The organism is Protofrankia sp. Cr2, from assembly GCF_963555885.1.
GTDB lineage: Bacteria > Actinomycetota > Actinomycetes > Frankiales > Frankiaceae > Protofrankia.
On sequence record NZ_CAUVXG010000034.1, the window covers coordinates 1,282 to 12,629 of the forward strand.

At 65.6% G+C, this 11,348-nt stretch carries 13 protein-coding genes and 2 pseudogenes; 3 read left to right on the forward strand and 12 right to left on the reverse strand.

The features are described 5' to 3' along the window. Positions 1-199: 199 nt before the first annotated feature. The 7 genes and pseudogenes from U9978_RS15725 to U9978_RS15750 all read right to left on the reverse strand — a co-directional run bounded on the left by U9978_RS15725 (position 200) and on the right by U9978_RS15750 (position 3,269). A complete protein-coding gene (locus tag U9978_RS15725; RefSeq protein ID WP_322761881.1) occupies positions 200-430 on the reverse strand; it encodes a hypothetical protein in 231 nt (76 codons plus the stop codon). Positions 431-565: 135 nt separating this feature from the next. Then, a complete protein-coding gene (locus U9978_RS15730) occupies positions 566-1,117 on the reverse strand; it encodes a zeta toxin family protein (protein ID WP_416210999.1) in 552 nt (183 codons plus the stop codon). Next, positions 1,051-1,419, reverse strand: a pseudogene (locus U9978_RS24095) (zeta toxin family protein); the annotation flags it as partial. The pseudogene U9978_RS24095 and the gene U9978_RS15730, both read right to left, overlap by 67 nt. Next, positions 1,416-1,763 carry a hypothetical protein gene (locus tag U9978_RS15735; protein WP_322761882.1) on the reverse strand — a complete coding sequence of 116 codons (348 nt, stop codon included), beginning with the start codon at positions 1,761-1,763 and terminating at the stop codon, positions 1,416-1,418. The gene U9978_RS15735 and the pseudogene U9978_RS24095, both read right to left, overlap by 4 nt. 109 nt (positions 1,764-1,872) lie before the next feature. Beyond that, positions 1,873-2,643, reverse strand: coding sequence for a zeta toxin family protein (locus U9978_RS15740; protein WP_322761883.1), 771 nt, complete (start codon positions 2,641-2,643; stop codon positions 1,873-1,875). 99 nt (positions 2,644-2,742) lie between these two features. Continuing rightward, the gene (locus U9978_RS15745; RefSeq protein WP_322752626.1) at positions 2,743-3,024 is read right to left on the reverse strand and encodes a hypothetical protein; all 282 of its coding nucleotides are present in this window, start codon (positions 3,022-3,024) and stop codon (positions 2,743-2,745) included. Further along, positions 3,021-3,269 carry a hypothetical protein gene (locus U9978_RS15750; protein WP_322761884.1) on the reverse strand — a complete coding sequence of 83 codons (249 nt, stop codon included), beginning with the start codon at positions 3,267-3,269 and terminating at the stop codon, positions 3,021-3,023. The genes U9978_RS15745 and U9978_RS15750 overlap by 4 nt, the downstream gene beginning before the upstream one ends. 11 nt (positions 3,270-3,280) lie before the next feature. On the opposite strand from U9978_RS15750, the pseudogene U9978_RS15755 reads away from it, so the two are divergent. Beyond that, positions 3,281-3,547, forward strand: a pseudogene (locus tag U9978_RS15755) (dihydrofolate reductase family protein); the annotation flags it as partial. A gap of 616 nt (positions 3,548-4,163) precedes the next feature. On the opposite strand, the gene U9978_RS15760 reads toward U9978_RS15755, so the two are convergent. After that, entirely contained in the window at positions 4,164-4,673 is a 510-nt protein-coding gene (locus U9978_RS15760) for a hypothetical protein (RefSeq protein ID WP_322761886.1), read from the reverse strand. 140 nt (positions 4,674-4,813) lie between these two features. Here U9978_RS15760 and U9978_RS15765 point away from each other — a divergent pair, with 140 nt between their 5' ends. Continuing rightward, positions 4,814-5,020 carry a hypothetical protein gene (locus U9978_RS15765; RefSeq protein ID WP_322761887.1) on the forward strand — a complete coding sequence of 69 codons (207 nt, stop codon included), beginning with the start codon at positions 4,814-4,816 and terminating at the stop codon, positions 5,018-5,020. A gap of 115 nt (positions 5,021-5,135) precedes the next feature. Here U9978_RS15765 and U9978_RS15770 read toward each other — a convergent pair whose 3' ends face one another. After that, on the reverse strand, positions 5,136-5,522 hold the full coding sequence (locus tag U9978_RS15770; RefSeq protein ID WP_322761888.1) for a hypothetical protein: 387 nt from the start codon (positions 5,520-5,522) through the stop codon (positions 5,136-5,138). 365 nt (positions 5,523-5,887) lie between these two features. Between U9978_RS15770 and U9978_RS15775 the strand changes: the two genes are divergently transcribed. After that, complete coding sequence (locus U9978_RS15775; protein ID WP_322761889.1) at positions 5,888-6,613, forward strand: DUF559 domain-containing protein; 726 nt, start codon at positions 5,888-5,890, stop codon at positions 6,611-6,613. 329 nt (positions 6,614-6,942) lie between these two features. On the opposite strand, the gene U9978_RS15780 is transcribed toward U9978_RS15775, so the two are convergent. The 3 genes from U9978_RS15780 to U9978_RS15790 form a co-directional block, all read right to left on the reverse strand. Beyond that, positions 6,943-8,175: an ROK family transcriptional regulator gene (locus U9978_RS15780; RefSeq protein ID WP_322761890.1), complete on the reverse strand. Its 1,233-nt coding sequence runs from the start codon at positions 8,173-8,175 to the stop codon at positions 6,943-6,945. Positions 8,176-8,730: 555 nt separating this feature from the next. After that, positions 8,731-9,636 carry a TauD/TfdA dioxygenase family protein gene (locus tag U9978_RS15785; protein WP_322761891.1) on the reverse strand — a complete coding sequence of 302 codons (906 nt, stop codon included), beginning with the start codon at positions 9,634-9,636 and terminating at the stop codon, positions 8,731-8,733. 29 nt (positions 9,637-9,665) lie between these two features. Further along, positions 9,666-10,601 carry a TauD/TfdA dioxygenase family protein gene (locus U9978_RS15790; protein ID WP_322761892.1) on the reverse strand — a complete coding sequence of 312 codons (936 nt, stop codon included), beginning with the start codon at positions 10,599-10,601 and terminating at the stop codon, positions 9,666-9,668. Positions 10,602-11,348: the final 747 nt, after the last annotated feature.

Genomic DNA, 11,348 nt, shown 5'->3' on the forward strand with positions numbered 1-11,348 from the left:
GATCCCTATCGCAAACTGAGGGAACAAACGGCTGTGATAGCAGCCGTTTAGGTACTCACTTTCATTGTTTTCCGATCTCACCGGCGGAGCCGGAGCCGCAGTCAGCGCCGACCACTAAGGAGCCGTAATGAAATAACAAATGCCCGTCGAGTAGCATCTTCGCAGGTCACATGCCTGCGAGAGGATCAAAAAATGCAAGTTATTTCATTCCGGCTCCATATAGCCTCGCCGCGAGCGAATGCTCGAACGGATCAAGCGCTTCGCGCTCCGTGTCGGACGGCCGCAGCGTGTCACCACTCAACACGGCACGCAAATTCCGGAGCGCGGCATCGACCCGCGCCGACGGATTCTCCACGTCCGGCATCGCGTCGAGCATCCCGATCGCGGCGGCCCGCAGCCGCGTGTACTCGGCACGGACCACGTCATCCACACAACCGCAGCAGGCTCACCGCCCTACAGGCCAGCGCCACCCGGACCGCCCGCCTCACTGACCTACGCAGCCGCCTGGGACAGACCACCCCTCATCCACAGCCTGGTCCCGACCTCGACCGGCTGCGCACCCGCCTCACTCAACCTGGCTCCACAGGGTTGCCGCGAGGGCCTTGATTTGTTCGAGCTCGGGTCCGATCTCCGGTGCGACGGCGACGAGACGCTGGTTAGTGGCGATGAAACGGCGGGCCTCGGCAGGATCCCATGGACGGTTTCGCTCGTCTTGTAGTGCTGCGTGACATCCCGGCTTCCCGCGCCACACTCCCGCCGAATCGCGGACGTTGTGGTAGAGCGGATGCTCGCCCCGGCGTATGACCCACACTGCGTGGACGAGCGATCCCCTGTCGATACCTTGGGCGATATCGGCCACGGCCTGGTAGCAACGGTCGTGACCCTCCGGGGTCGAGAATCTCCCGCGGCCGTTCGCCTGCTGCTGCCGGACGTAGCGTTCAGCCGTGCCCTGCCGGCTGACCGCTTCGGGGACGGCCAGGATGACGACGTGCACCCGATATCCGGCGTCGGCGAACGGTTCGGCTGCCGAACGGAACGTTCTTCGCTGGATGGGGCCATCTCCACGAGCGCGTCGGCGCTTTCCTCCCGCACGTACTGGTGCCCCATCGTCTGCCAGTGCTCGTAGTCCCGACGGATCCGAGCGCCTGCCGTGCGAGGATCTTCCTCCAGAAGGCGGAGGTACGTGGGATGGTATGCCTTGTAGTAGTCGCTGCAGAAGTGTGTCGCGCCTCCTCGCTGGTCGAGCGCGTGCTTGAGGATGCTGGCGGTGGTCGTCTTGCCGGCGCCTGGTTGTGCCATCAGGTACACCACTACCGGCTTGGTCTGAGGTGTCGCTCGTGCGAGCCGCTGCGGCACGATCATTTCTCGGAAGATGAATTCGTGGACGTCAGGGTCGAGGGTCTCTTCAAACTGGTTCATCCTCGCCCCGTAGTCAGTTCCCGAAGTCGTTCCGCGTAGTCCGTGGTGACACGGACGATTGCTTCGTGGTCGGTCGCGAGAAGTGTCGTCTGGTCTTGTACGCAGGCGTTCTGGGCCAGCTTCCACCGGTCGATTTTTGTCGCGTCGGGGCGGGGCTTTTGGCGCTCCCGCACGATTTTCTCGCTGTACCAGGAGATCAGCCGTCCAACGGTCTCGACGGCAACTTCGTAAGAGACCGCATCAGAGGATTCCCATACCCGCCTCGAAACCCCCGACAGAACACTTCCGTCGTCCCAACGTTCCTCAACGGCCATCGTCGCTCCAGCGGGCTTCAGGTCCGTCACCGGACGTTTCGTTCACAGAGCTGGCCCCGGTCGGGCCCTGGCGTGATCTCTGCCGGGAACGCCACGGAGAAAGCTGACGGCCGCGACTTCATGGCGGGATCGGGGTGCATCAGTGGTTGAGCCAGCCGCCTATCTCTGCGACCTTCATGCTCCATCCTGGGCCGAGATGGGCTTGCAGCGTGGCTGGGCGGAGAGGGGTTTGCAGCTGGGCCTGAACAGTGAGGAAGTCCGTGGTCTCGTGAGCTGTCCAGGGCCGGTTGCGTTCGACCTCGATCGCCGCTCGTAGCCGTGGCGGCCGTTCCCACTCTCCATTCGGGTCGAGCTGGTTGTGGTACCCCGGCTCACCTTCACCGCGGCGGAACACCGCAACCTCCCCGACGATCCGGTCAGCATCGATCCGGTCAGCCAGCGCCGGCACGCCCACATAGGAGCGGCGCGCGTTCTCCGGAACGGTGAGCCGGCCACTGCCGCGATCCTGGACCTGGTCGTAGTAGCGCTTGAGGATTCCCTGCTGGCTCATCGCCTCGGGCACGCCGAGGAACGCGGCCGCGATCCGGTAGCCGGCAGCGTGGTAGCGGCGCATGTCCTCGACCACCGACGCGGGATTGCCCGCCGTCGACTGGACGACGGCGTTGAACCTGTGCTCGCGGATGTGGTCATGCATCATCTGCGCCCACCGGCGTCCGGCGGCGCCCGTGCGCAAGGCCATCGACTGGTCGTCCTCGGCCATGAGCCGGTCGTATTCCGGGTGGAACGGCTTGTACCGGTCGCTGTCGACATCGACAAACCCATCATCGAACGTCGCGCCGATGTCCGGGGTGACCCGTGACTTCCCGCTGCCGGGCTGGGCGATGAGGAACACCACCACAGGCGCGTCCACCGGCCGGGCACGGCGGGTCTCCGCCGGGACAATGAGCTCCCGGAAGATCCACGCTGCTTCTTCCGGGGGGATCTCATACGGGCTGGGAGTGCTGACTACTCAGCCCTCCCGCACCTGGACGGCCAGCTCGCTGAACCGGACCCGCGCGGCCCTGATCGCTTCCGGGTCGGATGGGTTCAGCGCATCCCGCTCGGCGATCACCGCCAGGCACCCCGCCCGCCATTGCTGGATCTTCAGCAGGTCCGGGTCGGCCTTCTTCCGCTCGTCGGCGATACGGGCCGAATAGGCGCCGACCACCGCATGCCCCGCTTCCAACGCCGCCTCGTAACTGGCAACCTGCGTGCTGTCCCAGAGGAACGAGGGCAACCCGAACAAGCTCATACCTCCCATTCTCTCTGCCCGCCCGGGCAGACGACATCGGCCACACCGCCGGGAAGGAGCGTCGTCCGAACGAACGAGACCTTGAACCGGCTGGTCTGGCGCGCAGACCGGCATGTCGCCAGGGCGCCGATCTCGTCGGCAGCAGCCCTATGGAAATCGCGGCGGACATCGAACACCCGGCCGTCCCGGTCAGCGTCCCCGATCCCATCGGGATAACGATCCTCGTCGGCCTGTTGCGATGCCATACGATCCTCCCAAGGCCGCCGCCGGTGACACCTACGTCAACGTCCTCGGCGCCAGCACGGCCCGGCAGTGCCTCGACGCCGGTGTACTCGACGAGATCCTCGTGCTCATCGTGCCCGTCCTGCTCGGCGATGGTGTCCGGCTGTCTCAACCGGCGCTGGCCGTGCCGGCCTGGTTCAGTGGCGCGCCCGTACTGCGAGGCATGGAACCGAGATCCCCTGGTGCACGGCACCCCGTGAAGGTCGCCGGGGAGACGAACCACGTGCCATCCCCCAACTGATTAGCCACAAACGTCGCGCCACCGACCTGTAGCCAGACCGGTGCCCCCCGGCCGTTACCCCAGGCATGCTCAACAATGATCGGTTCCGCTCCGGGTCGGATTGCGCGCAGACCAGCTTCTGGATTTGGGGCACCGGCCGCCTTCCCGTCGGGGAACCGTGCAAGCTCCAGCCCCGGTAGCTGGCCGGCCGGACAATGCCCCGGGCCGGCCGGAGCCGCGGCGACAGCAGCGGTGGAGACCGCTGTCACGACATTGCTCTGGATGCCAGCCCCCTCGCCTGCAGGTCGGCCACCGGCGACTGCCGAGGCCACGCCCAGCCCCACCGCCACCACCGCGGCCATCCCGGTGGCGACCACCGCAACGACGCCCGCCTGACGCCGGTGGCGTCCGCCATCGCGATCGGCCACATGGTCCGATGATTCAGTGATTTCCGGCGCATCTGCATGCACTGAAGATCATCCCCTTCTGTGGTCCCTGTTTTAGGGTATTACGCCGAGAAACCAGACCGCGGCCCGCGCTTTCCACGGCGCGAAGCCCGTCACCCGCGCGTGCACGGCCGGGGATCGGGGCGCGCAGGTCCGGAAACCCGGCCTCGCCCGGTGGGTCCCGCCACTACTCAGACATCCGCACAGCCGACAAACGGATAGTAATACGAAAGATAGGCGGCACTGCTGTACCCTTTGACCTGGGTGCTGAAATTCTCGTGGTACCACCAGTACCGGTTACCGTTGATCGTCTGACCGACGACGTGGTAAAACAGGCACGCTTGCTGACCGGGATACCCCGCCCCCACGGCGGTACAGGAAGTGTTCGCACAGGTGCGGATGTTCACACCACTTGCTCCGTAGCCACCCAGGGAGCCCACCGATGCATTCGCCGTTCCCGTGCACAGATAAACGGAGAGGAGAACTGCTAACAGAACACCCGAAACTCGCGGCGCCGATCTGCGCGCAGTGATTCCACCAAGCGTCACCATGTATGCGTCCCCTCGCGAAATGAACGATGACGACCACATCGACTGCTGGTGCGTCATACTTCTTCGAGCGCCGCCCGCGCCCCGGTCGTGCGGGTTGTCAACCGCCGACTTCTCCGTGAACATCTCCCGCCTCGCCACATCGGCGTTCATGCGAAAACCGATCGCCATTACGTTAAGTAATGGACCGGATTTCTAATGTAGCCGATCCTGGCAGGATGCGGCAAGTATCGTCATGACTATCGAAAGAAACGAGTTTCTCGTCACAAACCAGCTCATGTCATGCCACCGGTATGCATCAGGTGTCGGCCGCGGTCGCCGATGCGGTCGACGTCTGCCTGGCTGGCACCCAGCGCGCGGTCACCCCGATCAGCGATCTGCATCAGCCTGCCGTGCCCACTCCGGTGAACGCAGCCGGGCCGATACCAAGATCGGTGGTGAAAGCCCACGCCGACACCTGCGTGTTCGACGACTCCATCCCACACCGCTACGCGGGCTGATCCGGCCGGCCCGGCGGGCAGCCGGTCGGTGTTCCGGGACCAGCTTGCGAGTCATTCGGAACCGAACGCAACGCGGCCATGCTCGACTTTGTACGTAGAGAAACCGAGAATACCCTCAGCGACTCCGACGCCGATCGAAGTACCGGGCCTGGCCGACTGGCGGGCGTACTGGCCGCTTCCGCACGAAATCATCGACGTCCCCGGTGATCATTTCACCATCCTCGAAGAATTCCGCGACCGCTTTACCGGAAGCATGCATGTCGTCGGGGAGACCGACCTCCGCGACTTCATGGAACTCGCTCTCGCCAACGAACTCGATATCGCCAGGCACAGCGCGACATTCGTCGTCGAATTGCCCCGTGTGCCAACGGCCGCACATGAAAGGCCGCAGGTTCTGAAAAAGCGGATCATGAAAGTGAGGGAGTAAACGGCTGTGATGGCAGCCGTATGCGTACTCACTTTCCCTCCATTGATCACTCTTGACATACTCAAAGATCGCCATCGACGTGTCTCCCGAAATATCGCTCGACCGCAGGAGGGTCGGGAAGACCGTGATGCCAGCGAGATCCGTGCCGCTACGGTCCTACCCCAGAGTTTTCGGGAAAACTTTTATCATAGCACGGATCGGAGCTGTGGATAGAGAATCCTCCACAGGCGGGTCGACATGCACAGTCGGGACATGCTGAATGAATGGGAAGACATCCTCCTCGATCAGGACTGTGTTGTACGGGTGGAAGTCGCGGTCCATACCCTCGGACGCCCCGCCGTCCGCCACCGGCTCGCGACCGGGGCCTGGCAACGGGTGTACCCGCGGGTACTCGTCACCCACAACGGCCCGCTTTCCCGCGGCAGGCGCGCTGGGCGGCTGTGCTGCATGCGGGAACCGACGCGACGCTCAGCCATGCAACCGCGGCCGAGCTGGGCGGGCTGGGCGGCTTTCCATCACGAACGATCCACGTCACCGTTTCGAACCAGCACCGGGTACCTCCCGTACCCGGGGTCCGGGTCCATCGCCGCCGCAATCTGACCGCCGATGAGATCCTCCCGTCCGCGCGCCCATCCCGCATGCGTATCGAACATGCGCTGCTGGACATGGCGTCGACCGCCACCAGCCAGGACAGTGCCCGGACGGTTCTGGCCGCAGGGGTCCAACAGCGACTGACCACCGCCGCGCGGCTGCGATCCGTTCTCGACGGGCGTGTCTGGATCAGCCGGCGACGTCTGATCAGCGAGACCCTCGCCGATGTCGCAGGCGGGTCCCATTCGCTGCCCGAACTGCGATTCATCCACGCACTGCGCGCGGCCTGCCTGCCTTTGCCGGACCGCCAGGCGGTCAGGGAACGGGTGGGCGGACGCTGGTACCTGGACGCCCGCTGGGAGCAGGCCCGGCTGACTGTAGAGATCGACGGCATCGGCCACCTCGACCCGCGGACCTGGCTTGTCGACATCAACCGCAGCAACGAGCTGGTGCTCAGCGGCGAGCGGGTCCTGCGTTTCCCATCCTTCGCCGTTCGGGACCACCCGGATGAGGTCGCCGCCCGGATAGCCGCCGCCCTCACCCAGGTCCACCCGACAGGCATTGCCCGATCATGAAAATGAGGGAGTATACGGCTGTGATGGCAGCCGTATGCGTACTCACTTCCTTGAGCACGCGGGATGATCCGTCGATCAGGAACCATGTATCGCGGCCACCGGGTATCGCGACCACCGGGTAGGGCGCCGCCCCACGACTGGCACCCGTGTCTGGATGTTTGACGCATCCGTCGGCCGGCCCCACCCCCCGACGCGGAGCCGCCGTACCGCCCCCCGGGGCAGCACACGCTGCGCCCGCTCGTACCACTTCGACGACGGCAGGCCGTGGAACACCGGGCCACCAGCGTCGATATGGCCATCGTGAACAATCACTCCGGCCATATGGACCCTCATGCTCCTTTCGGGACGGACGGTATTGGACGCAGGCTCCGTGGGCTGCGATGGACGGCATCGAGCACCGTTGCGCCCGCCGCGACCGCCAAGGCCTGCGGGCCGAAACGGCTGGACAGCACGGTGCGCTCTGGATCGGCGCACACCCGTGAATGCGCCGCGACCTCCTCATACAGGTCGGCCAGCAGCTCCGGCAGGACGATCGTGGTGTATTCGGTGAGCACGAGCACCTCAGGATCGATCATGTCCAGGAGCATGGCCACCACGCGGCCGATGAGACGAAGACGGTCCCGCAGGAGCGTCCGTGCGCGAACGTCGCCTCCCCGGACCGCATCGGTCAGGCTTCCCAGATCCGGCGTGGGGATCATTCCATCCCGGACCGCCCGCTTCACCAGGGTCTGTTCGGAGATCGCCGCCTGCACACAGCTGGACCGACCGCAGGGGCAGGTCACCGGCACGTCCGACAATGCCAGGTGGGCAACGTCCCCGGCACCCGAGTGCGGACCGCGGTGCACCAGGCCGCCGGTGGCGATCGCCGCATCGACGACGTTGCCGACGAACAGGTGTACCAGGCTGCGTCGTGCCCGTGGATCCCCGAACAGGATCTCGGCCTGGGCGAGAGCGCGGGCGTGGCCGTCCACGTGGACCGGCAGGCTCGTCACCGCGGCGAGCACCTGGCGGACCGGGACGTCACGCCAACCCAGCGGACCATGCTCGACGATGACCCCGCGCCGCGGATCCACCCGGCCACCGGTGACCACCCCAAGGCCGATCGGGCGGTTCCCCCGGGCGTGCCGCGCCATGAAACCGGGCAGATACTCGCCGATCTGCCGGAGCACCTCGACGGCGACGCCCTGGTGGGACACGTTCTCCTGAGCCAGCACCCGACCGCGCAGGTCCACCAGGCTGAACGTGATGAACGACACCGCGATGTGCACACCGCAAGCGACATGGTGCCGGGTGTCGATGTCCAGGGGGATGAAGGGCCGGCCGGCGCGAGGTGGCGTGATGGATGCCGGCAGCTCCCGCAGCAACCTGAGCGAGATCAGGTCTGCGGTCTGCCTTGACACGGCTGCCGGGCTGAGCCCGGTCGCCCGGCCGATGAGGGTGCGGGCCACCGGCCCGTGGTCGAGCACGGCACGCAGAACCGCCGCGGCCGAACCGGTGGTGTCGGCGTGACCCGCGACCGCGGGCCGGGTCGGAGCCTGGCTGTTGGGTGTGTGCACCGGCACGGGATGTCCTCCTTGTGCCGCGGTGGCGCACGCAGACGCGGCGGAGCTACAGCGCTGCGGTCACAGGTCCGCGCTGCGGGCGGGTGCCCGGACACTCCTCGCGTCGTCCGCGCTCCAGCAGCGGCAGGATCCGGCGCGAAAATATCCGGAATGGGTGAAGGTCTTCGCGAATGTCGACGGTTGGTTATGCCCGGATGGAGGGACCGGGTCAAATCAAGGCCGACCAACAGAGTGCGCTCGCCACTCGACGCAGGTCGATGTGGACGCGACAGACCAGATAGGTGCACCCCCTCATACCGGTGATGGTAAGGAAGTCCACAACGATTGTCAACCAACTTGGTAGGAAAATACAGTCACGCGGAGCGGATAAGAGCGTCACCCATGACGGCAGATGAGCTGACGGCGGAAACCTGTTGCTCCCGGACCAGGCATACGAATCCGCCCCGCCGCCGAAACGAACCGGCAACGGGGCGGACGAACTATCTGACGGGTCCGGGCTACCGGACGAGTACGGGCTACCGGACGAGTACGGGCTACCGGACGAGTACGGACCGGTTACGCCGCGACCGGCGTGTAGTGGGAGGCGTCGTCACCTTCGATGGCGTAGCTGCGCCGGCCGTCCACCCCCACCGGCACACCGCCGGCTACGGTCACCCTGTGCAACAATCGCGGAAGGTCGCCGTAGTCGTCAACCGCGTAGTGCTGGGTGATCCGGTTATCGAAGAAAGCAAGATCACCCGGCGCCCACCGCCAGCGGACAGCGTTCTCCGGGCGGGTCACATAGGTCTGCAGAAGACGGAGAATGTCGCGAGACTCGGTCGTGGACAAACCGACGACACGTTGTGCGAAGCCGCCGATGAACAGGCCCCGCTCCCCCGTTTCGGGATGTACCCGGACCACAGGGTGAGCGGTCCGGTATTTCCGGGAAACGAATATCTCCCGGAATGCCTTTGTCTTCTCCGAGTTCGCCGACGGTATCGCGTAGTCGTAGTCGTTGGTGTGCTCCGCCCAGATCCGGTCGGCCAGTTCACGGAGTTCATCGGGCAGGTCCCGGTAAGCGGCCGCCGAGTTCGCGATGAGCGTGTCCCCGCCATAGGGCGGGACCACGATGCTGCGCAGCGTGCTCGCGGACGGCGGGCTGACGAGGAAAGTGACGTCGGTATGCCAGTTGTTGGCCCGACCCTGCGCCGAATCGACCGGCAGTACGTTCGGGCTGCCCTCCAGTGACGGAACCGTGGGATGAGCCGTGGTGAGCCCACCGAAGCGCGCGGCGAATCGCTGCTGTCCGGCGTCGTCCAGCGTCTGACCGCGGAAGAACAGTGCCTTGTACTCCAGCAACGCCGCTCGGATCGAAGCGATCGCGTCGTCGTCGAGATCCTCGCGTAGGTCCACACCGACCACTTCGGCGCCGATCCGTCCAGTGATCCTGCGGACGTCGAAATCTGTACCTGTGACAGCCATGATTCTCCTTGATCAATCGTCCGGGATGCTCAGCCGGCGAGGAAGGGCTGCCCGGTGATGAGTTCAGACTGCTTCCCGTCGACGCCGACGGGAATGTCACCGACGAGCGTGACCCGGTACAGCACCCGGTCGAAGTCGAGATGACCGAGATCGGACGGCCCGAGATGTGCGGTGGCCCGGTTGTCCCAGAACGCGATGTCTCCCGGCTGCCACCGGAACCGCACCGTGTACTCCGGGCGGGACACCTCCTCGTAGAACAGTTCAAGCAGCCTGCGGCTCTGGCGGGACGAAAATCCGATGATCTCGTTCTCGCCCGCGGTGAAGCTCGGGCTGACGAACAATGCCCGCTCGCCGGTCTCAGGATGGACGCGGACCACCGGGTGGATCGCCACCAGCGGCTCGGCGGCAACCTTCCTGGCATAGTCCGAGTCAGCAGCGAACAGGCGGCGGTTCCCACCGAAACTGTGCCTGGCGCGCAGCTGATCGGCCAGGCTCTGCAGCGGAGCCGGCAGGCCCTCGTAGGCTGCGACGAGGTTGGTCCAGGCAGTGTCACCGCCATACGGCGGGACAATGTCGGCACGCAGGATGGACCCGGCCGGTGGATTCACCAACGCTGTGACGTCGGTGTGCCAGCCGTTGTCATACGTCACCTTCCGCGTGCCGAACTTCGCCTCGTAGCGGCGGCTGTCGATGGGCAGAATCTGCGGGAAGCCGTCCGGCGGCGCGTCCTCGTAGGGATGAGCGAGCGTGAGCTCACCGAACTTCGCCGCGAAGGCGATCTGCTCGGCGTGACCGATCGACTGATCGCGGAAAAACACGACCTTCCAGCGCAGGAGGGCGGATCGGATCTCGGCGACCGTCTGGTCGTCGAGATCCCGACTCAGATCGACACCATGAACCTCAGCCCCGGTGTAGCCGGAGAGAGGTCGGATATCGATCCCCAGTTCGTGCACGACTTCTGTCATCGTCAACTGCTCCAGGGTCGAGATGGGCTGATGGACTGATGGACGTGAACTGGTCGGTGGAAGGTGGGCAGAGCGCCGCTGCCAGTCGTGACGGACCGTTCGTTCACGCCGACCGGGACAGCCATGGAACTCACAGCGTCACTCTCGAGTGGACCGGAGGCCGCCGTGGAGACAGGACCGCCTACAGCCGCCTGTTGCTACCGACCGCGCCTGGCTGACAGCGCAGGCACGGTGGCGGAACATAAGGGAAGCCGGCCGCCCGGCGCCCGGATGGCGCACAGTCCGTTCCGGCCATGGCGCCATGGTCAGCTCCCCCTGCGGAGCGGGTCAACGTTTAGCAGTGCGGTGAAAATAATTGCGCCGCCGCCGGGACGACGGACTCCCGGCGCCGGAGCGGCCGGAGTCACCTCTGCGTCACTGTGCCCGATGACCGTCCCGGCCAGGGTGGCCGATCATGCCGGGTGGCGATCCACCTTGACAACCCACCATTCCGGCCGACATAGTCGCCAACATGCAGGCCAGGCGATTCTCGATCCGGCGGACGGTGGACCATGTCCACGTCGCCAGCGATCTGTGTTGTCTGTGACGCGGCCTGCCGCTCTCTGCCATTCGTGGTGACACGCTCGCAGCCACTTGTCCCAGAGCTGTCTGCGGCCGTCAGCGCCGACGGTGCATCCAGGCCGACAGCCGCTCACGGCAGTGAACGGCGACCCGGATCTCGTCCGCGCTAGTGGCGTCAACCCGGCC

Bases quoted from the DNA above. Each gene is read 5' to 3' on its own strand.
- U9978_RS15745 (WP_322752626.1), bottom strand. From the start codon at position 3,024: ATGAGCTTGTTCGGGTTGCCCTCGTTCCTCTGGGACAGCACGCAGGTT.
- U9978_RS15750 (WP_322761884.1), bottom strand. From the start codon at position 3,269: ATGGCATCGCAACAGGCCGACGAGGATCGTTATCCCGATGGGATCGGG.
- U9978_RS15760 (WP_322761886.1), bottom strand. From the start codon at position 4,673: ATGAACGCCGATGTGGCGAGGCGGGAGATGTTCACGGAGAAGTCGGCG.
- U9978_RS15765 (WP_322761887.1), top strand. From the start codon at position 4,814: ATGCATCAGGTGTCGGCCGCGGTCGCCGATGCGGTCGACGTCTGCCTG.
- U9978_RS15770 (WP_322761888.1), bottom strand. From the start codon at position 5,522: ATGGCGATCTTTGAGTATGTCAAGAGTGATCAATGGAGGGAAAGTGAG.
- U9978_RS15785 (WP_322761891.1), bottom strand. From the start codon at position 9,636: ATGGCTGTCACAGGTACAGATTTCGACGTCCGCAGGATCACTGGACGG.
- U9978_RS15790 (WP_322761892.1), bottom strand. From the start codon at position 10,601: ATGACAGAAGTCGTGCACGAACTGGGGATCGATATCCGACCTCTCTCC.